The following is a 20,269-nucleotide window of genomic DNA, read 5'->3' as shown; positions in this document are numbered from 1 at the left end:
GACCGGAATTGGTGTGGCGTGCTGGGGCGTCGCCACCCAGTGACGATGGCGGTGGGGTCATGGCGGAGCCGGCGTCCCGGCGGTATGCTCCGGCGTGATGATCACTTCCTCTCTCGTCAGATTGGGGGTCCGATCCGCGAACGGTGAGTGCTGATGCACTCCCGGGCCGCGAATGCGGATTCTCGACTGTCCTTCTGGCGGTGCGTGCGCGAGTTCGCCGTACCGCCGTCCATGATCGAGCGTGCGACAGCTCGGCGTCTGGTCGGTGACTGGGCCGGAGCATGCGCCGCCGCCCGCGTCGACCCCGACATCAACCTGCGAGCCGTGGCCGGCCGCCACGGGCGGGAGCTGGCGGCCCGAGTCCGGGCCGACCTTCGTCAGCTGGCCCCGGATCTGCTGCGCTGGCATCTGCCGAGGACCGCTCCCGACGGTCTGCTGCGCCCGAGCCTGATCGTCCCGCTGGCCCGGTACGGCCAGGAGCGGCCCGGCGGTGGCGCGGTGCACCTGGTGGCCCGGACACCACCGGCGTGGGCCGATGCCGGGCAGCGGATCAGCCTCGGGTTGTGGGACGGGACGCGCGACGGATCCGGCGCCCATCCCCACCCCGACCGGCGGTTCCGGCTCGACCTGCACCGCCACCTGTGGGACGCGCGTCGGGCGGGCGAGTTGCGGATCCGATCCGGTGCGGACCGGCTGCCGTGGGACACCCCGCCCTCCGTCGTCCCCGGCGAGTGGGGAGAGGCGTCCGGGCACGCGACGGACCGATGGGCGGCCGAGGCCGCGCTTCTGCTGAGGGTCGAGGGGCGTACCGGCGGAGCTGTCGCGGTGCGGCTCGGCGGCGGGCGTCGGCTGGTCCTCGAGGTGGCCCCTGGTGGGCACGACGGGCCGCCTTCGGCCCGGGCCTTCAGGTCGGACGACGGGCGACTGCCGGTGCTGCCCGACGCGGCGACCTGGGTGCTGCCCGACCTGGCGCTGCTGCGTGCCGGGCTGATCGAGGCGGATCGGCTGCATCCCCTGGTCGCGTCGGCACTGGTGCCTGAGCATCAGGTGTCGAGCGCCCCGAGCGCCCCGAGCACGCCGGACCCTGCCGCGCTGCCGCGCGTGGTGCTGTGCCGGGGCGCTCATCATCGCATCGGCCTGGTCAACGGCGTGCTCACCGCGCTGGATCACGACGCGGCGGAGATCCGCCGGGAGGAGTTGCTGGCGGCGCTCACCGGGTCGCCGCTGCCTTGCCTGCGGGAGATCGACGAGGCGCACCGGCAGCCGGAGTGCCTGCCCGACGTGCGGGCCCGCCTGGACCACGGGGACACCGCCGGGGCACTGGCCACCGTGGAGGCGCTGCTCGGCCCCCGGGCGCTGCTGCGGGACGGCGCCCTGCGCGACGAACTCGAGACCGCCGCGCAGCGGCGGATAACCCACGGCCTGTTCCGGGCCGGCCTGATCGGGGCCGAGCCGGGCCCCACCGCCGCGGAACCTCGCCGCGTCGGCGCGCGACGCCGGCGCGCGCGGCACGCGACACACCGCTGACCGCGGTACGCCAGCACTTCACCCACCACGACCTCACAAGGTGATGACCATGCCTGTAACCAGTCCTCAGCTCGACGTCGCCGAAGATCTGCTCGCCCTGCTCGGCGCGACCACCACCGAACCCCGTTCCGACGACCAGTTGGCGGCCCTGACCCTGACCGTGGCCGCTGACCTGCCCGTACTCCTGTGGGGTGAGCCCGGCATCGGCAAGACGGCGGCGCTTACCCACCTCGCCACCACCCTGGACCTGCCCCTGACCACAGTCGTGGCGAGCGTCCACGAGCCGTCCGACTTCTCGGGACTGCCGATCATCGGCGCCGACCCGGCGACCCAGGGCGTCCCGATGGCCCCACCGGACTGGGCCGTGCGCCTGGTGCGGGCCGGTCGAGGGCTCCTGTTCCTCGACGAACTGTCCACCGCCCCGCCAGCCGTTCAGGCCGCCCTGCTGCGCCTCGTGCTGGAACGCCGCGTCGGTGCCCTGCGGCTGCCGCCCGGCGTACGGATCGTGGCCGCCGCCAATCCACGGTCGTCGGCGGCCGACGGATGGGAACTGAGCCCGCCGCTGGCCAACCGCTTCGTCCACCTCCAGTGGAGGCACGACCACGAGGTCGTCGTGCGCGGACTCGGTGGCACGTGGCCCCGCGCGGCGCTGCCCCGGCTCGACCCGGCGCTGCTGCCGGAGGCCGTCGCCTTCGCCCGCCGCGCGGTGTGCGGACTGCTGGCGGTCCGCCCGGATCTCGTGCACCGGCTGCCCGCCACCGACGTCGCCCGGGGTGGGCCGTGGCCGTCGCCGCGCAGTTGGGGGATGGCGCTGCGGCTGACCGCCTTCGCGCGCGCGGCCGGCGTGTCCCGCGAGGTGCTGTCCACGCTGGTGCGGGGCACGGTCGGCGACGGTCCGGGGCTGGAGCTGCTGGCCAGCATGGACCGGATGGACCTTCCTGATCCGGAGGACCTGCTGGCCGACCCGGCGGCGGCCGTACTGCCCGAACGGGGTGATCTGCGCCAGGCGGTGCTGGACGCCGTCGTGGCGGCGGTCCGCAACCGCCCGGAACGGTCGCGCTGGGACGCGGCGTGGGCGCTGCTGGCCCGGGCTGTGGAGACCGGTGCGCCGGATCTGGTCGTGGTTCCCGCGACCACCCTCGCCACGCTGCGCCGCGAGGACTGGGACGTCCCGGACACGATCGAACGCCTCGGCGGGGCGGTGTCGCTGTCCCGGCGGGCCGACCAGGCCGCAGCGCGCGTCGCGGCGGCCGCCGGGGTGCGACGGTGAGCGCCCCGAGCACGTTCCGCCTGGACGTCGACAAGCTGTACGCGGCCCGGCTGCACGCCGCCCGCGCACGGCCCTACCTGGCGACGGCGTTGTTCGCCCTGCACCCGGTGGCGTCTTCGCAGGTGCCGACAATGGCGGTGGACCGGTACTGGCGCTGCTACGTCTCGCCCGCGTTCGTGGACCGCACTCCCCTGGAGGAGTTGGCCGGGGTGTGGGTGCACGAGGTGTCGCACCTGCTGCGCGACCACCACGGTCGGGGTGACCGGGTCGCCCGGGCCCGGGGGCTGACCGGCCCGGGGGAGCGGCTGCGGATGAACATCGCCGCGGACTGCGAGATCAACGACGACGCGTTCGGTGACGGGTTGACGATGCCCGAGGGTGCCGTCCAGCCGGCGTCGCTCGGGCTCAACCCGGGGGAGCTGATGGAGGACTACCTGCGGCAGTTCGGGCTGGGACCGCGTACGCAGGATCTGGTCTGGTTGGACTGCGGCAGCGGCGCGGACGGCCTGGACCGGCGGTGGGACCTGGGGCCGGACGGCGCGCACGGCCTCAGCGAGCAGGAGCGGGACGCGGTGCGGCACCGGGTGGCGGAGGGCATCACCGGACACCCCGGTTCCATTCCCGGGGGGTGGCGGCGGTGGGCGGAGCAGGCGTTTCACCCGCCGCAGCCCTGGCGGGACCTGCTGGGCGCGGCGATCCGCTCCGCGGCGGTGGCCGCCGGGGTCGGCTCGGACCACACCTACGGGCGGCCGTCCCGGCGGTCCGCCAGCCTGCCCGGTGTGATCCTGCCCAGCCTGCGCCGTCGACCTCCGACGGTCTGCGTCATCGTCGACACGTCCGGGTCGGTCAGCGACGCCGAACTGGGCAGTGCGTTGCTCGAGGTGGCGGCCATCGCCCGGGCCCTGGGCGGCCGGCGCGACCTGGTGAGCGTGCTGCCGTGCGACGCCGCGGCCCGGGTCGTGCACCCGCTGTGCCGCGCGGAGGAGATCCCGCTGATCGGTGGCGGCGGCACGGACCTGCGCAGTGGCTTCGCCCGGGCGCTGCGGGCACGCCCTCGACCGGACGTCATCGTGGCGTTGACCGACGGGCAGACGCCCTGGCCGTCGGCCCGCCCGACGTCGCGGACGGTGGTCGGCCTGTTCCCTCGCGGCCGGGCGTCGTGGAGCGAGGAGGAGGACCGCGTACCGAACGCGCCGCCGCAGTGGGCGCCGGTGGTGACCATCGGGGCGACCTAGAATCGACGAGTCTCACTGCTTTTGGCGGTGTGGGCTGGGGGCGACCACGAAAGGCGGTGCGCACGATGGGACCGGACGAGCGGCGACGGTTGTTCGAGCAGGCGCGGGAGCGTTCGGCGCGACAGGAGACCTGGGCGGAGGCGGACCGGTTGTGGGTCCGGGTGATCGAGGCGTACCGGGAGGCGGTGCGCGGACCGGGTGGGGTCCGCGAGGACCAGCAGCAGTTGGCGCGGGCGCTGTGGCGGCACAGCATGCTGCTCTCGGCGCGCGGCCGGGCCGCCGACGGGATGGCCCCCGGCGGTGAGGCGGTGGTCGTCTTCGAGCGGGTGTACGACGCCGTGGCGGCCCAGGGCGGGAACGTGGCTGCCGCACCCCGGGACGACGCCCTCGCCGAGCTGATCACCGCGCTCGTGGACCTGGCCGAGGTCTCGTTCGCCGCCGGTCAGCCCGCCACGCGCCGGGACCTGCTGGAACGGGCCGTGACCGTGGGTCTGACCTCCGCCGGGAATCCGCCGTCCGCCGGGCCCCGCACCCGCGAGGCGATGGGCACCGCCTACCACAACCAGGCGACGGCGCTGCTGCACCGGCACCTCACCCGGCCGTCGTCGGGCGCCGGCGCCCAGGAGGCGGCGCTGGCCGCGTCGCGGGCCTGCGAGCTGCGCCAGGGGCTGCTCGATCTGGCGCGTCCGCTGACCTTCTGGGAGATGGCCAACACCTACGGGGTGTACGCCCAGTGCCTCGTGCTGATCGGCGACCTCGACCGGGCGGCAATGGTGCTGGCGATGGGCAACCGCTTTGTGGAGACGCTGGGCCCGGCCGCCGCGGAGCCCGCTCAGAAGCTGCGGGTCGCGGCCGAGATGCTGGCCCGGGAGAAGGGTGGGTCGGGAGGATCTGCCGGTTCGCGGCGGTGGGGCTGGCGGCGGGGTTGACCTACCGGGCCTCCGCGCGCCCCGGCTTGCATGACATCGTCGTTGATCGATACTCTGCGTGAAGGCGCCGCCCCCGCCTCGGACCATCACCGTCGAAGAGAAGCGGGTTCCGCATGCGCACACTGAGACTTGTCACGTCGCTGGCCGTCGCCGGCCTGCTCGCCGGCGCGGTGGCGATGATCGCCACGCCGGCCAGCGCGGCGACTGTCGTGTTCTCCGTGACCAACAGCTGGGGCAGTGGCTATCAGGGCCAGGTCACGGTCACCAACGACACCTCCGCGCCGATCAGCAGTTGGCGGGTCGAGTTCGACCTGCCGGCCGGCACGAGCATCAGCCAGTCGTGGAACGCCCAGCAGGTGACCTCGGGCAACCACTACACCTTCAGCAACGTGTCGTGGAACGGCACTCTCGGGGCCGGCGCCTCGACGTCGTTCGGCTTCCTCGTCAACGGCTCCGGAACTCCGGTGAACTGCACCGTCAACGGCAACGGCGTGTCCTGCACCGGCGGCACGCCGCCCACGACGCCGCCGCCCACCACCCCGCCCCCGACGACCCCGCCCCCGACCACTCCGCCCCCGACCACTCCGCCCCCGACGACCCCGCCCCCGACCACTCCGCCGCCGACGACCGGCACGCCGGTGCAGCGGTACGGGCAACTGCGGGTCTGCGGCACGACGATGTGCGACAAGAACGGCGCGCGGGTGCAGCTGCGCGGCGTCAGCAGCATGTGGCTCAACTGGGAGACCGCTCCGTACGCCGAGAACCTGTCCGCGCTGACCTGGATGCGCGACAACTGGAACCTCCAGGTGATTCGGGCGGCGATGGGCGTGGAACCGGCCGGGGCGTACCTGAGTGACCCGGGCCGGGCGCGGGCGCAGGTGGAGACGATCATCAACAACGCGGTCACCGCCGGGGTGTACGTGATCGTCGACTGGCACGCGCACGAGGCGCAGAACAACCAGTCGCAGGCGGTGGCGTTCTTCGGTGACCTGGCCCGCCGCTACGGTCACCTGCCCAACGTGATCTGGGAGACGTGGAACGAGCCGTTGCAGTTCAGCTGGACCGGCGTCATCAAGCCGTACCACCAGGCGGTCGTGTCCGCGATCCGCGCCGCCGACCCGGACAACATCGTCGTGCTCGGCACGCCGACGTGGTCGCAGGACGTGGACGCCGCGGCGGCCAGCCCCGTCTCCGGCACCAACCTCATGTACACGCTGCACTTCTACTCGTGCACCCACGGCGGGTCACTGCGCGCCAAGGGCGACGCGGCGATCCGGGCGGGGCTCGCGTTGTTCGTCACCGAGTGGGGCGCCAGCAACGCCGACGGCGGCCTCGACGGCCGGGCCTGCCTGCCGGAGGCGCAGTCCTGGATCGACTGGATGAAGGCGAACGGCATCTCCTGGACCGCCTGGAAGCTGGACGTCGGCACCGACACCACGAACCTGCTCAGCCCCGGGGCGCCGGTGACCGGTGGGTGGAGCAACTACCTGCACGGCCACGCGCCGTTCGTGGTCGCCAACATGAGGTGACCCCGTAGCGCGCTTGATCAACTCCAGATCGCCGATGTCGGGGTATCCGAGCCAGTGGGATGCCCCGACATCGCCGATCCCGTGTCGATCACCCACGCACGGCCCTCGCAGGGGCGGTCGCTTTGGCAGGCGATATGCCTGTCAGTCACATTCATACCTGTGCGGCATGCAGCTCTCGAACCGGGGCGGGTCATCGGATGCAGTCGTCGTGACCGTCCCTTCGCCGGTGCCGAGCGAGCGGCATCCGCCGGCCTGGTGACCGGATACGACACATGATCGAATCGCAGGCGCCGATGTTGGAGATGCTGTGGGAGCCGCACGACCCTCGCCACGCGCTCGACGAACGGTTCGGCTTCGGTGACGCAGAGTCGGCCGGCCGCTGGGTCGCCGCGATGCTGAAGGAGCACTGGGGCGTTCGCATCGACTCCTGCGAGCGAATAGTCATGAGCGGGGGCAACGCGATAGCGTGGGTCGGCGTGCCGTCCGGCCGACTGCTCGCGAAATGGTCGGTGGTGCGCGAGCGATTTCCGCGTTTGATGGAGACGGCGCGTCTCACGTGCTGGCTCCATGGTCGAGGGCTGCCGGTTTCGGCGCCGGTTCCCGCCCGAGATGGCCGCCTCCAGGTCGAGGTCGACGGTGTCTCGATGGGCCTGCAGCGCGAGGTCGTGGGCGACCTCCTCGACACCACGGATCTCCACCAGGTGCGGGCGGCCGGAGCCATGCTCGCCCAGTTGCAGGACGCGCTGGCCGCATACCCGGACGCTGATCAGCTTCTCGCCTCCGCCGTTGCGTTCAAGCCGTTGACGGCCCGGGTCACCGACTGGCTGGACTCCCACGCGGACCATCTGCCGATGGCCGCTCGTGACACGCTGCGCGGGCTGGTCATCAGCGCGCCGCCCGACCGGCTTCCCCGCCAACTCGTCCATTTCGATATCCGCTCCGCCAACATCCTGTGGGCCCACGGCGAGGTCGCTGCGATCCTCGACTTCGAGGAGGCCCAGCATGATCACCGAATCGTCGAGCTGGCCCGCGCGGCGGTCCTGCTCGGCACCCGCTACCACGACTGGGGGCCGGTGTCGGCCGACGTTCGCGCGGAATTCCTTACCAGCTACCAGTCCGAGCGTCCGCTGACCCCGGCCGAGGCGGGCTGGTTGGACATCCTTCTGCTCTGGCAGGCCCTGGCGATGGTGCCGCCGGGCGACGACCCGACCGGGTGGGGACCGTCCGTCCTGAGCCAGCTGAGCAAGGAAACCGCAGAGTAAGGCGGCGAGCTGCTCGCCGCGCTGGCCGCCGGCCGACTGTCAGGCACCACGCGCCCCTACCGGGGTCACCGGATCCAACCCCGGAGCGTCAGTTCAGGGCGTGAAAGCCCGTCGGTACGCGGTGGGAGTGGTGGCGAAGGCCCGCTGAAAATGCGCACGCAGGTTGGTGGCCGTGCCCAGCCCGGTGCGGCGGGCGACCTCGTCGACGCTGATCCCGTTGTCCTCCAGCAGGGTGCAGGCGGCGCGCAGCCGTTGCTGGATCAGCCAGGCCCGCGGACCCATGCCGAACTGGCTCTGGAACGCCCGGTGCAGTGTGCGGGTGGACATCACCGCCTGTCTCGCGAGGTCCGCGACGGTGATCGGCTGCCGCAGGTTGCTGCTCGCCCAGGCGGTGACCGCGGCCAGCTCGTCGCCCTCACCCGTCACCCCGACCGGGATGAACTGCGCCTGGCCGCCCGCTCGGTGCAGCGGGGTGACCATGTGACGGGCCCGTTCGATGGCGACCGCCTGCCCATGGTCGCGGCCGACGAGGTAGAGGCACATGTCGAGGCCCGCGGCGAGTCCGGCGCTGGTGAGCACCTGGCCCTCGTCGACGTAGAGGGCGTTGGCGTCGACGAGCACCCCGGGGTGTTCGCGGGCGAGCGCCTCGGCGTGCACCCAGTGGGTCGTCGCGCGGCGCCCGTCGAGCAGGCCGGCCTGAGCCAGCGCGAACGCGCCGGTGCAGATCGACGCGATGCGCGCCCCGCGACGGTGTGCCAGTCGCAGCGCCTGGAGAGCGCGCGCCGGTGCCGGGCCGCGGCGGAATCCGGGCACGATCACCGTGTCGGCGTCGCCGAGGGCGTCGAGCGTCGCCGCGACTGTCAGGTTCAGGCCCGCGGTGGTGGTGACGACCTGACCCTCGTCCAACGAACACACAGTCGTCGCGTACCGGCCGTGACCCTCGTGGCCGAAGACATGCGTCGCGATGGTCAGGTCGAAGGCCACGACCCCGGGGAGAGCGAGAACGGCGACCCGATGCGTGGCGGAACTCTTACGCATGATGGCAAGGATGCCACTCGTCAGCTCCTGGTCGACGAGTGATCCTGACCGGGTGCGAATTGACATCGTGGTGTTCGACGGCTTCGACGAACTGGACGTCTTCGGGCCTTTCGAGGTGCTCTCGATCGCCGGGTTGGACGTGCGACTGGTCGCCGTCGAGCGGCCCGGCCCGGTCACCAGCATGCGTGGGGTCGAGCTCCGGGTCCCCGACGTGCTGGGTCCGGCCGACGGCGTGATCGTTCCCGGCGGCGGGTGGCTCAACCGGGCCGCCGAGGGCGCCTGGGCGCAGGCGCAGCGCGGTGAGCTTGCGGCGAAGCTGTCCGCGCTGGCGCCGTCGACGCGGTGGATGGCGTCGGTGTGCACCGGCGCGCTGCTGCTCGCGGCTGCCGGCCTGCTGACCGGCCGCCGGGCGACCACCAACCGCAACGCGTACGACGAACTGCGCGGCTACGACGTGACGGTCCTCGACGAGCGCGTCGTCGACGACGGCGACCGTGTCACGGCGGGCGCGCTCACGGCCGGGCTCGATCTGGGACTGTGGCTCACCGAACGGGAACTCGGCGCCGCCACCGCCAACCGGGTCGCTACCGCCATCGAATACGCCCGCGCCTGAGGCTTGCGGCGCGGTGTCCGAAGAGGATCAGCGGCCACCCGCATGGTCGACCCTCTGCCGGTAGAACGGCGCGTCACCTTAACGCGCCGGAAACGCTCCCGGTACCAAGCCTGGGAACGCTCGTCGGACAGTCGAGACCACCGACACGCGAACCGGGGTGACCATGGTCGACAACACCACGAACGCGGCGACGTACGACGGGCCGGTGGGCCGGTCCGGCAACGGCCGGGCCGCGCCCACGCCCCGGCCCGCCCCGGCGACGGCGGTGCACGACGACCCGGCCGACCTCGCCACCATCGGCGTGGAGGAGGAGTTCCACGTCGTCGACCTGCACACCCGGGAGCTGGTGCCCCGGGCCGGGGAACTGCTCGACCGGCTGCCGGCCACGTCGTTCACCGCCGAACTGCACCGCAGCGTGGTGGAGACCAACACCGAAGTCTGTCGCACCCTGGACGAGATCCGCGCCGAGCTGACCCGGCTGCGCCAGTCGGCGGTCCAGGTCGCCGACCGGGCCGGACTGGGCATCGTGGCGGCCGGCACGGTGCCGCTGCGCGCCGACGGCGACCCGAGCGTCACCCCCACCTCGCGCTACCGACGGATGCTCGACGAGTACCAGATGCTCGCCCGGGAACAGCTGATCTGCGGCGCGCAGGTGCACGTCGGTGTCTCGGACCGGGACCTGGCGGTGGCCGTCACCCGGCGGGTGCAGCCGTGGCTGCCGGTGCTGCTCGCCCTGTCCACCAGCTCGCCGTACTGGATGGGTCAGGACAGCGGCTACGCCAGCGTCCGGTCGCTGGTCTGGCAACGCTGGCCCACGGCCGGCGACCCGGGCGAGGTGACCAGCGCGGCCGACCACGAGGCCCTCGTAGCCGAGCTGATCTCCTCGGAGACCATCACCGACCCCGCCATGATCTACTTCGATGTCCGGCCGTCCGCGCACGTGCCCACCGTGGAGCTGCGCATCACCGACGCCAACGCCGACGTGGAGACGATCGTCCTGCTCACCGGGCTGTTCCGGGCGCTGGTGCGCCGGGAGGTCGCCGCCCTGCGCGCCGGAGTCGAACGCACCGCCGTCCGCCCGCCGGTGCTGCGCGCCGCCGTGTGGCGGGCCGCCCGCTCCGGGCTGGAAGGCGACCTGCTCGACCTGCCCCGCTCGGCGCGGCCGGTGCCGGCCGCCGAGGCGGTCGGCCGCCTGGTGACCGACCTGCGCCCGCAGTTGGAGGCGACAGGTGACGCCGAGCAGGTCCGCGAGCTGACCCGGTACGCGCTGGAGCGCAGCAGCTCCGCGGCGCGGCAGCGACGGGCGTACGAGCGGCGGGGCCGGCTGGCCGACGTGGTCGACCTGCTGCTCGACGAGACGCGGGGCCGGGCGGCGCGTACGCCCCTGCCCGGTGTGCCGCCACCGCCCGCGCTGTCCGCGTACGCCGACGCGGGCGACGAGGTCTTCGGCCCGGACGGGCCGGAGCCGACGTTCCGGCCGCTGCTCGCCGCCCTGCGCACCCTCGGCGCCGCCGGCCTGCGCCAACGTGAGCACGACCGGGACGAGGAGCAGCGCGCCCGGGGCGTGACCTTCAGCGTGGCCGGTGAGGCCAGCACCCGGCTCTTCCCGGTCGACCTGGTGCCCCGGGTCGTGCCCGCCGACGACTGGCGGGCGCTGCGCGCCGGCCTGGTGCAGCGCGCCCGCGCGCTGGACGCGTTCCTGCGCGACGTGTACGCCGACCGGGCGGTGGTCGCCGACGGGGTCGTCCCGGCCTGGGTGGTGGAGTCCTCGCCGGGTCTGCGTCCGACCGGCGCGTTGATGAGCCGGCGCGGCGCGCGGGCCCAGGTGTCCGGAACCGATCTCGTCCGTGACCCGGACGGCGGCTGGTACGTGCTGGAGGACAACCTCCGGGTGCCCTCGGGCATCGGTTACGCCGTGCAGAACCGGCGGCTCACCCGTGCGGTGCTGCCCGAGCTGCCGGTGCCCGACGACCTGCTGCCCGCCGACGAGACACCCGCGATGCTGCGCCGGGCGCTGCTCGCCGCCGCCCCCGCCGCCGCCGACGACCCCGCAGTGGTGGTGCTCAGCAGCGGCCCGGGCGACCCGGCCTGGTTCGAGCACCGGCTGCTCGCCGACGAGATGGGCGTGCCGCTGGCCGAGAGCGGCGACCTGCTGGTGTCCGACGGCCGCGTCCACCTGGTCTCCGAGGGCCGCCGCAGCCAGGTCGACGTGCTCTACCTGCGGATGGACGAGGACGCGTTGCTGCACGCCCCGGGCGCCGACGGCGTGCCGCTGGGCTGGCCGCTGCTGGCGGCGGTGCACGCCGGGCGGCTCACGCTTGCCAACGCGCTGGGCAACGGTGTCGGCGACGACAAGGCGTTGTACGCGTACGTGCCCCGGCTCGTCGAGTACTACCTGGGGGAGAAGGCGCTGCTCGGCGACGTGCCGACGTACCTGTGCGGGCTGCCCGAGCAGCGGGCCGAGGTGCTGGGCCGGCTCGACGAGCTGGTGCTCAAGCCGGTCGACGGGTACGGCGGCGACCGCGTGGTGATCGGCCCCCGCGCCGAGGCCGAGGAGCTGGACGCCGTCCGGGAGCAGATCCTCGCCGCGCCGCACCGGTGGATCGCCCAGGAGGTGGTCGCTCTCACCACCCACCCGGTCTTCGACGGTACGGCGCTCGCGCCGCGTCACGTCGACCTGCGGGCCTTCGTGTTCCTCGGCGAGACGGCCGAGGTGGCCCCGGTGGCGCTGACCCGGGTCGCGCCGGCCGGCAGCATGATCGTCAACTCCTCGCGGGGCGGCGGGTCGAAGGACACCTGGCTGCTCGGCGGAACCGATCAGCCCCCGGCGTAACTCACGCTTGATGAAGATGACATCGGGACGCAACCCGGTCCGCCAAGCCTGGACCGGTCAGCGGCCCGAGCGGACCGAGCCGATGAGAGGTGTGTGCCATGTGCGGTATCGGAGGCGAATTCCGCCTCGACGGGGCGCCACCGGATCTGGCGGCGCTGGAACGGATGCTGCCCGTCCTGTCCTCCCGGGGCCCGGACGGCGAGGGACGCTGGCAGCACGGCCCGGCGGCGCTGGTGCACCGCCGGCTGCGCATCATCGACCTGTCCGACGCCGGCGCCCAGCCGATGGTCGATCCCGAGCTGGGCCTCGCCCTGGTCTTCAACGGGTGCATCTACAACTATCGTGAGCTGCGCGACGAGCTGACCACCGCCGGCTACTCCTTCCGGTCCACCTCGGACACCGAGGTGATCCTCAAGGCGTACCACAGGTGGGGGACGGCCTGCGTCGAGCGGTTCTACGGGATGTTCGCGTTCGCCCTCGTCGACATGGCCACGAACACGCTGGTGCTGGCCCGCGACCGGCTCGGCATCAAGCCCCTCTACCTCGCCGAGACGCCCGGCCGGATCCGCTTCGCCTCGACCCTGCCGGCGCTGCTCGCCGCCGGTGACGTGGACACCGACCTCGACCCGGTGGCGCTGCACCACTACATGAGCTTCCACTCGGTGGTGCCACCACCGCGCACCATCCTGGCCGGCGTCCGCAAGCTGCCCCCGGCCACCGTGCGGGTGATCACCGGCGACGGCCGCAGCACCGACACCGTCTACTGGCGGCCGGAGTTCACCCGCGCCGCCGCCCCGGTCATGTCCGCCGGGGAGTGGCAGGAACGGATCATGGCGGCGCTGCGCACCGCCGTACGCCGGCGGATGGTCGCCGACGTGCCGGTCGGCGTGCTGCTCTCCGGCGGCCTGGACTCCAGCCTGATCGTCGCCCTGCTCGCCGAGCAGGGCCAGACCGGCCTCGCCACCTTCAGCATCGGCTTCGAGGCGGCGGCGGGGGAGAGCGGCGACGAGTTCCACTACTCCGATCTGGTGGCCCGCGAGTACGACACCGACCACCACCAGATCCGCATCGGCGCGGCCCGGTTCGTGCCGGCCGTGCACGAGGCCATCGCGGCGATGAGCGAGCCGATGGTCAGCCACGACTGCGTGGCGTTCCACCTGCTCTCCGAGGAGGTCTCGCAGCGCATCACAGTGGTGCAGTCCGGGCAGGGCGCCGACGAGATCTTCGCCGGCTACGACTGGTACCCGCCGATGGCCAACGCGGCCCGCGCAGACGCCGTCGAGGCGTACGCCCGGGTGTTCTTCGATCGTCGCCACGACGCGCTCGCCGGGCACCTGGCGCCGGAGTGGATGCTCGACCACGACGCGAGCCTGGAGTTCGTCACCGCCCACTTCGGCACGCCGGGCGCGGACACCGCGCTCGACGCGGCGCTGCGCCAGGACAGCCTGGTGATGCTCGTCGACGACCCGGTCAAGCGGGTCGACAACATGACGATGGCGTGGGGGCTGGAGGCCCGGGTGCCGTTCCTCGACCACGAGGTCGTCGAGCTGGCCGCCGCCTGCCCACCGGCGCTCAAGCTCGCCCAGGGCGGCAAGGGCGTGCTGAAGGCCGCGAGCCGGGGCATCGTGCCCGACGAGGTGATCGACCGGCCGAAGGGCTACTTCCCGGTGCCCGCGATCCGGCACCTGTCCGGCCCGCTGCTCGACGACGTCCGGGACGCGCTGACCGCACGACCGGCGCGCGAGCGCGGCCTGTTCCGCAAGGACTACCTGGAGGAGTTGCTGGAGGCGCCGAACGCCCGGCGGACCACGCTGGGCTCCAACGCGCTCTGGCAGCTCGGGCTGCTGGAGCTCTGGTTGCAGCGGATCGGGGTTTAGATGAGCGTACGGATGGAGGTGCCGCGCCGGGTCCGTCCCGTACGGCACCGGCCGGCGGTGGCCCCGCCTCCCGGCGAGGACTTCGCGCCCGCGCCGTCACCGGACGGCCGACGGGTGGCGTACCTGTCCGACCGGGCCGGAACCCCTGCCGTCTGGGTCCGCGACGTCGACGCGGGCGAGGCCGTCGCGCTGCCCAGCGGCGACGAACCGGTCCTGGCGGTGAGCTGGTCCCCGGACGGGCGATGGCTGGCGTGCGTCGTCGCGCCCGGCGGCGCCCCCCGCACCGAGCTGTGGGTGCTGAGCCCCGACGGCACGCAGCGCCGCCAGGTCGCCGGGTTCGGCCGCCGCAGCGCCGCCCTGGCCGGTTGGCTGCCCGGCGGCGCGCTGCTGGCGGTCACCGAGACCGCCGAGCGGGGTGCCGCAGTGCTCGTCGACGCCGACACCGGGCACCGGCGGGTGCTCGCCGAGGGCGACCTGCTCACCCTCCTGGACGTCAGCCCGGACGGCGGGTCGGCCCTGCTGCGACGCGGTCCGCGAAACGCCCGCTGGCTCGAACTGCTGGACGTGGCCACCGGCGACCGGGTACGCCTGCTGCCGGACACCGGTCGGGGCAGCACCGACCAGGGCTGGTTCGGCCCCGACGGGACGAGCGTGCTGGCGCGTACCGACGCGTTCGCGGAGCTGGCCGCACTGGTGCGCGTCGACCTCGCGCGCCCGGATCGGGCCCCGACGCGGCTCGCGGCGCGTCCGGACGCCGAGCTGGAACACGTCGCGCTCAGCGCCGACCGGCGCCGCGCCGCGCTGTCGTGGAACACCTACGGCGGGCGCAGCGAGTTGAGTCTGCTGGATCTCGCCAGCGGCGTGCAGCGGGCCGTCGCCGCCCCGGGCGAGGTGCTCGACGGCGCGGTCTTCGCCGCCGACGGCGGCCTGCTCTGCGTCACCGCGCAGGGGCCGGTGCAGCCGCGGGAGGTCTGGCTGGTCGACCCGGTGACCGGCACACCCCGTCCGCTGCGGCCGGACACCGGCGCCGCCCGTACGGGGGACAGCGGTGTCGCCCCGCAGCTCGTCGACCTGCGCGCCCGCGACGGGTTGCCGCTGTCCGGCTGGCTGTACCGCCCGCCCGGCCCGGGTCCCTGGCCGACGGCGATCAGCCTGCACGGTGGCCCGGAGGCGCAGGAGCGTCCCGGCTACAACCCGCTGTTCCAGGCCCTCGTCGCGCAGGGCGTCGCCGTGTTCGCGCCCAACGTGCGGGGCTCGTCGGGCTTCGGCCGCACCTTCGTCGCCGCCGACAACCTCGCCGGCCGCTACGGGGCCATCGCCGACGTGGCGGCGTGCGCCGACCACCTGATCGACAGCGGTGTCGCGATCCCGGGCCGGCTCGGCTGCCTGGGCCGCTCCTACGGCGGCTACCTGGTCCTCGCGGTGCTGGTGAACTTCCCGGGGCTGTTCGCCGCGGGTGTGGCCGAGTGCGGCATCTCCGATTTCCGCACGTTCTACGCCGGCACCGAGCCGTGGATCGCCGCCGCCGCCGTCAGCAAGTACGGCGACCCGGTGCGCGACGCCGACCTGCTGCGGGACCTGTCACCGATGACCCGCATCGACCAGCTCGACGTGCCGCTGCTGCTCATCCACGGCGCCAACGACACCAACGTGCCGGCCGGCGAGTCGGCCCAGGTGGCGCAGGCCCTCGCCGCGCAGGACGTACCGCACGGGCACCTCGTGCTCACCGGGGAGGGGCACGACTTCCTGGCCCGCGACAACGCCGAGACGGCGCGTACGGCCACCACCGCATGGCTCACCCGGCACCTCGCCGTGACGGCGGCCACCCTCGGCTGAGGCGTTATCCTGCGCCGGTGGACGTCACGGCGCAGGGTGAGCGGCTGGCCGCCGACCTGGGCCGGTGGCTGGCCGACGTGACCTTCGTCGACCTGGACGTCGACGAGGTGACCGCGCTGATCATCGACGCGGTGGCGCGGTGGGGGCAGGAGCACCGCTGGCGGGTCTACCGGCGCGCACCCAGCGTCGTGCCGCTGCCGCCGCCCATGCACCAGCGGCACTCCGTCCTCGACGTGGCGTGCGCCCGACCGGACGGCCCACCGGTGGTGATCGAGGTCGACCACACCGACCGGGCGCGTACGGTGCAGAAACTCGCCGCCGAGGCCGACGCCGGCCGGATCCCGATCTGGGTGCGCTGGGGCGTGGGCCGCTTCACCGCGCCGCCACCGCCGGTGCGGATGGTGACCGTCGAGGTGACCCGCCGCGCCGGGCCGGCCGGGCGCGGACGTCTGCACAGCCGCACCGGCGACCGGCCCGCGCCCGCGCACTCGTCAGGCGGCGGCACGGCGGCCCCGCAGGCGCTGCCGATCCCGCTGACCGACCCGCTCTAAGGCCCCGCTTCCGGCCCCGCTTTCGGCCCCTCGCAAGGGGACCTGAAGCGAATCGTAAGCGGGGCTCGGCAGAGTTCTGGGTGTCACCGGAGCACACGACACACACCCAGGAGATTCCGATGCGCAAGCTCATCAACTCGACCTACCTCACCCTCGACGGCGTCATCGAGAACCCGATGTGGACCGCGCCCTACTTCGACGAGGAGGCCGCCGCCTTCGCCGGATCGCAGACCGAGGACGCCGACGCGCTGCTGATGGGTCGGGCCACCTACGACGGCTTCTCCCAGGCCTGGCCGACGATGGACGAGAGCGACCCGAGCACCGGCGCGGCGTTCTTCAACAACGTCAAGAAGTACGTCGCCTCGACCACCCTCACCAACCCCACCTGGAACAACACGGAGGTGCTCCAGGGGGACCTGGTCGAGGCGGTCGCGAAGCTCAAGGCCCAGGACGGCAAGGACATCGTCCAGTACGGCTACGGCTCGGTCACCGCGCAGCTGGTCAAGGCGGGCCTGATCGACGAGGTCCGGTTCTGGATCCACCCGGTGCTGGAGGGCGGCGCCAGCCTGAGCACCCCGCTCACCGACGTGAAGGCGACGTTCGAGCTGATCGACACCCGGGTGCACAAGAGCGGCGTGATCATCGCCTCGTACCGGCCGAAGTCGGCGAGCTGAGCTGCTGAGCGGCGCTCAGAGCTGGGCCCGGGCCTCGCCCGGGCTCAGCTTCGCGCCCTCGGCGGCCAGCGCGTCGAACCGTTCCCGGCCGAGCGCGGCGAGCACCCGTTCGGTCACGCGGTCGGTGTCGTCGCGCTCGGCGGGCGCGGCCGGAGTGCCGGCGGCCTGCCGGGCGGCGGCCGCGGCGCCGAGCAGGCGGGCCGCGACCTCGGGCGAACGCACCGCCGACGCCATCCCTTCCAGTGGGCCGAGCGCATCGCGTGCGGTGGCCATCGCCTCGGCGACGTCGAACGCCTCGAGGTGCAGGGCCAGCGCGGCGGCGGGGTCGCCGCTCTGCTCGAGGGCGTAACCCAGCTCGACGAGGACCATCGGCAGGTAGAGCGCCGGCTGGGCCTCGCTGCGCCCCTTCTCGGCGAGGCGGGTGAGGTGGGTGGTGGCCAGGTCGAGCTTGCCGTCGCGGCGGGCGGCGAAGCCCAGGCCGAGCTCGGCGAAGACGATCGCGCTCGGCGAGCCCTGTTCCACCGCCAGCTGGTACGCGCGCTCGGCCAGCTCCCGGGCCTGCGCGTAGTCGCGGGTCTGCACCGCGAGCCAGGCCAGCCAGGACAGCTTGCCGCCCACGTGCGGCCACAGCCCCAGCTCCTCGGCCCAGCGCAGCCCTTCGCGGTGCAGGGCCGCCGCGCGTTCGTACTCACCGCGGATCTCGGCCAGCCCACCCACCCAGTCGCTCGCCTGCAGGCGGCCCCACCGGTCGTCCACCTCGGCGAACAGCGCGGTGCTGCGCGTCGCCGCGCTCTCCAACGCGGCCAGGTCACCGCCGGCGTGCGCGATCATCGCCCGGGAGCTGAGCACCGCGGCCTCGGTCCACGGATCGGTGGTGGCGGTGGGCAGCAGCTCCGACGCCAGCGGCAGGTCGCTGCGCTCGAGTACCGCGTTCGCGGCGAACCAGACGGCTCGGGCGTCGGTGACACCGGCGAGTGCGGCACGCACCTCGGCCGCTGGGATCTGCTCGCCCTGCAACAGCGCGAAACCGGTCCGCCAGGCCGCGGCGCGGCTCTCCTGCGTCGGGTCGCCCGGCGTCGCGAGGGCCCGCCGCGCCTCGGTGAGCCGGCCCCGCAGGTACCAGTACCAGCTCAGCGCGACGGCCAGCCGCAACCCGCCGCCGTGCGCCAGCGCCCCGCGCAGGTTCACCGTCTCCGCGTCGAGCAGCGCCAGCCACCGCTGCTGCTCGGGGCCGCGCAGCTGCGGGTCGGCCTGCTCAGCCAGGTCGGTGTAGTACGCGGCGTGCCGCGCCCGGGTGTCGTCGGCGTCGACCAGGTGCTCCAGGCAGAACGCGGCGACCGATTCGAGCAGCCGGTAACGGGGGCCGGCGCCGGTGTCGTCCAGCACCACCAGCGACCGGTCCACCAGGCGGGCCAGTGTGTCGAGGTCGGTCCGGCAGACGACCTCGGCCGCCTCCGGGGTGCAGCCGTCGCCGAACACCGCGAGCCGGGCCAGCACCGCGCGGTCGCCGTCGTCGAGCAGGTCCCAGCTCCAGCCGATCACCGCGGTCAGCGTCCGCTGTCGCGCCGGCACGTCGCGCTGCTGCGTGGTGAGCAGCCGGAACCGGTCGTCGAGCCGGTCCACCACACCTCGCAGGCCGAGCGCGCGGACGCGGGTCGCGGCCAGCTCCAACGCCAGCGGCAGGCCGTCCAGGCGACGGCAGAGCTGCGCGACCGCCGCCGCGGTGTGCTCGTCGAGACGAAAGCCGCGGTGCTGGGCGGCGGCGCGGGCGGCGAACAGCCGGGCCGCCGCCGAGCGCCGGACCGCGTCCGGGTCGCTGTCCGAGGGCAACGACAGCGGGGGTACCTCCCAGAGCAGCTCCCCGGTCAGGCCGAGCGGCTCCCGGCTGGTGGCCAGCACGCGCACCCCGGGCGCGTCGCGCAGCAGCCGGGCCACCAGCGCGGCGACCGGCTCGATGACGTGTTCGCAGTTGTCCAGCACCAGCAGCAGCTGCCGCGACCGCAGCGCCGCGAGGAGTCGGTCGGTGGCCGACAGGCTCGTGCCGGCGGCCTCGCGCACGTCCAGCGCGCCGAGCACCTGCTCGGCGACGCCCGGGTTCCCGGCCGGCAGCGGCGCCAGCTCGACCAGCAGAACGCCGTCCGGAAGGGACTGGGCGCGGGCGCTCTCGGTGGCCAGCCGGGTCTTGCCGACGCCGCCCGGCCCGATCAGCGTGACCAGGCGCTGCGCGGGCAGCAGGGTCCGCAGCTCGGTCAGCGCCTCGGCCCGGCCGACCAGTTCGTCGAGCTGGGCCGGCAGGCTGTTGCGGATGATCGCGGCCTTGGGTGGCGCGCTCAGGCCGGCGTCCTGTTCGAGGATCCTGCGGTGCAGGGCGACCAGTTCGGGGCCGGGGTCGAGGCCCAGCTCGTCGGCGAGCCGGTCCCGCAGGTCGGCGTAGCTGTCCAGCGCTTCGGACTGGCGACCGGCGGCGTACAGCGCGCGCAGGTGCACAGCCCGCAGGCCCTCGCGCAGCGGGTGTCGGGCGACCAGTTCGGCCAGGTCGGCCGCGACGAGGTCGTGCTCACCCCGGGCCACCCGGGCCTCGGCGAGCCGCTCGTGCACGGCGAGGCGCTGCTCGGCGAGTCGGGTCGCCTCGGCGCGGACGAACTCGGCGTCGGCCACGTCGGCGTACGCCTCGCCCCGCCACAGCCCGAGCGCCTCGGTCAACACGTCGACGTCGGTGTGCCGGGCCAGCTCGGCGAACCGGTCGGCGTCGACCGTGTCGGCCCGCAGCAGGTAGCCGGGAGCGCGGGACTCGACCAGGTCGCGGGCGCCCGGCTCGGCGTCGTTGAGCGCCTTGCGCAGTTGCGACACCCGCACCTGGAGGGCGCCGGCGGGGTTGGCGGGGAAGTCGTCACCCCACAGGTCGTCGATGAGCCGGTCGGCGGAGACGACCTGGTTGCGGTTGGTCAGCAGGTCGGCCAGGAGGGCGCGCACCTTGGCGCCGGGCACCACCACCGGCTCGCCGGCGTCCGTGGTGACGGCGAGCGGCCCGAGCACCCCGAACTGCACGGCGGACATCCTATCGCCGGTAAGGCGACCTGAAGCAGACCGTAAGC

General features: G+C 73.8%; 14 protein-coding genes. 12 read left to right on the top strand and 2 right to left on the bottom strand.

Translation table 11 applies throughout. From position 1 onward, the window contains the following. Positions 1-153 precede the first annotated feature (153 nt). The 6 genes from ACLQ27_RS04470 to ACLQ27_RS04445 all read left to right on the top strand — a co-directional run bounded on the left by ACLQ27_RS04470 (position 154) and on the right by ACLQ27_RS04445 (position 7,752). Entirely contained in the window at positions 154-1,527 is a 1,374-nt protein-coding gene (locus tag ACLQ27_RS04470) for a hypothetical protein (RefSeq protein ID WP_425865695.1), read from the top strand. A 43-nt stretch (positions 1,528-1,570) separates the two neighbouring features. Further along, entirely contained in the window at positions 1,571-2,797 is a 1,227-nt protein-coding gene (locus ACLQ27_RS04465) for an AAA family ATPase (RefSeq protein WP_425865693.1), read from the top strand. Next, positions 2,794-4,032 carry a DUF2201 family putative metallopeptidase gene (locus ACLQ27_RS04460; protein ID WP_425865692.1) on the top strand — a complete coding sequence of 413 codons (1,239 nt, stop codon included), beginning with the start codon at positions 2,794-2,796 and terminating at the stop codon, positions 4,030-4,032. Before ACLQ27_RS04465 ends, ACLQ27_RS04460 begins: the two co-directional genes overlap by 4 nt. A 65-nt stretch (positions 4,033-4,097) precedes the next feature. Then, a complete protein-coding gene (locus ACLQ27_RS04455) occupies positions 4,098-4,961 on the top strand; it encodes a hypothetical protein (RefSeq protein WP_425865690.1) in 864 nt (287 codons plus the stop codon). A gap of 113 nt (positions 4,962-5,074) precedes the next feature. Next, positions 5,075-6,490 carry a cellulase family glycosylhydrolase gene (locus ACLQ27_RS04450; protein ID WP_425865688.1) on the top strand — a complete coding sequence of 472 codons (1,416 nt, stop codon included), beginning with the start codon at positions 5,075-5,077 and terminating at the stop codon, positions 6,488-6,490. A 272-nt stretch (positions 6,491-6,762) separates the two neighbouring features. After that, positions 6,763-7,752: a phosphotransferase gene (locus ACLQ27_RS04445; RefSeq protein WP_425865687.1), complete on the top strand. Its 990-nt coding sequence runs from the start codon at positions 6,763-6,765 to the stop codon at positions 7,750-7,752. Between the two features lie 93 nt (positions 7,753-7,845). On the opposite strand, the gene ACLQ27_RS04440 is transcribed toward ACLQ27_RS04445, so the two are convergent. Then, the gene (locus ACLQ27_RS04440; protein ID WP_357574029.1) at positions 7,846-8,790 is read right to left on the bottom strand and encodes a GlxA family transcriptional regulator; all 945 of its coding nucleotides are present in this window, start codon (positions 8,788-8,790) and stop codon (positions 7,846-7,848) included. 52 nt (positions 8,791-8,842) lie between these two features. Between ACLQ27_RS04440 and ACLQ27_RS04435 the strand changes: the two genes are divergently transcribed. The 6 genes from ACLQ27_RS04435 to ACLQ27_RS04410 all read left to right on the top strand — a co-directional run bounded on the left by ACLQ27_RS04435 (position 8,843) and on the right by ACLQ27_RS04410 (position 17,174). Further along, positions 8,843-9,403 carry a DJ-1/PfpI family protein gene (locus ACLQ27_RS04435; RefSeq protein ID WP_357574028.1) on the top strand — a complete coding sequence of 187 codons (561 nt, stop codon included), beginning with the start codon at positions 8,843-8,845 and terminating at the stop codon, positions 9,401-9,403. 163 nt (positions 9,404-9,566) lie between these two features. Further along, positions 9,567-12,236, top strand: coding sequence for a glutamate--cysteine ligase (locus ACLQ27_RS04430; RefSeq protein ID WP_425865940.1), 2,670 nt, complete (start codon positions 9,567-9,569; stop codon positions 12,234-12,236). 98 nt (positions 12,237-12,334) lie between these two features. Next, positions 12,335-14,113, top strand: a complete 1,779-nt coding sequence (locus ACLQ27_RS04425) for an N-acetylglutaminylglutamine amidotransferase (RefSeq protein WP_234583762.1) — start codon at positions 12,335-12,337, stop codon at positions 14,111-14,113. Then, positions 14,114-15,949, top strand: coding sequence for a S9 family peptidase (locus ACLQ27_RS04420; RefSeq protein WP_425865684.1), 1,836 nt, complete (start codon positions 14,114-14,116; stop codon positions 15,947-15,949). A gap of 17 nt (positions 15,950-15,966) precedes the next feature. After that, positions 15,967-16,500, top strand: coding sequence for a hypothetical protein (locus ACLQ27_RS04415; protein ID WP_425865682.1), 534 nt, complete (start codon positions 15,967-15,969; stop codon positions 16,498-16,500). 119 nt (positions 16,501-16,619) lie between these two features. Continuing rightward, a complete protein-coding gene (locus tag ACLQ27_RS04410) occupies positions 16,620-17,174 on the top strand; it encodes a dihydrofolate reductase family protein (protein ID WP_357410352.1) in 555 nt (184 codons plus the stop codon). Positions 17,175-17,189: 15 nt separating this feature from the next. Here ACLQ27_RS04410 and ACLQ27_RS04405 read toward each other — a convergent pair whose 3' ends face one another. Then, the gene (locus ACLQ27_RS04405) at positions 17,190-20,231 is read right to left on the bottom strand and encodes a BTAD domain-containing putative transcriptional regulator (RefSeq protein ID WP_425865680.1); all 3,042 of its coding nucleotides are present in this window, start codon (positions 20,229-20,231) and stop codon (positions 17,190-17,192) included. Positions 20,232-20,269: the final 38 nt, after the last annotated feature.

The organism is Micromonospora sp. DT63 (assembly GCF_049841615.1).
Classification (GTDB): Bacteria; Actinomycetota; Actinomycetes; order Mycobacteriales; family Micromonosporaceae; genus Micromonospora.
This window is presented reverse-complemented; position numbering and strand designations above follow the sequence as displayed.

Bases quoted from the DNA above. Each gene is read 5' to 3' on its own strand.
- ACLQ27_RS04450 (WP_425865688.1), top strand. From the start codon at position 5,075: ATGCGCACACTGAGACTTGTCACGTCGCTGGCCGTCGCCGGCCTGCTC.
- ACLQ27_RS04420 (WP_425865684.1), top strand. From the start codon at position 14,114: ATGAGCGTACGGATGGAGGTGCCGCGCCGGGTCCGTCCCGTACGGCAC.
- ACLQ27_RS04440 (WP_357574029.1), bottom strand. From the start codon at position 8,790: ATGCGTAAGAGTTCCGCCACGCATCGGGTCGCCGTTCTCGCTCTCCCC.
- ACLQ27_RS04430 (WP_425865940.1), top strand. From the start codon at position 9,567: ATGGTCGACAACACCACGAACGCGGCGACGTACGACGGGCCGGTGGGC.
- ACLQ27_RS04405 (WP_425865680.1), bottom strand. From the start codon at position 20,231: ATGTCCGCCGTGCAGTTCGGGGTGCTCGGGCCGCTCGCCGTCACCACG.
- ACLQ27_RS04410 (WP_357410352.1), top strand. From the start codon at position 16,620: ATGCGCAAGCTCATCAACTCGACCTACCTCACCCTCGACGGCGTCATC.
- ACLQ27_RS04455 (WP_425865690.1), top strand. From the start codon at position 4,098: ATGGGACCGGACGAGCGGCGACGGTTGTTCGAGCAGGCGCGGGAGCGT.
- ACLQ27_RS04425 (WP_234583762.1), top strand. From the start codon at position 12,335: ATGTGCGGTATCGGAGGCGAATTCCGCCTCGACGGGGCGCCACCGGAT.
- ACLQ27_RS04445 (WP_425865687.1), top strand. From the start codon at position 6,763: ATGATCGAATCGCAGGCGCCGATGTTGGAGATGCTGTGGGAGCCGCAC.
- ACLQ27_RS04465 (WP_425865693.1), top strand. From the start codon at position 1,571: ATGACCATGCCTGTAACCAGTCCTCAGCTCGACGTCGCCGAAGATCTG.
- ACLQ27_RS04470 (WP_425865695.1), top strand. From the start codon at position 154: ATGCACTCCCGGGCCGCGAATGCGGATTCTCGACTGTCCTTCTGGCGG.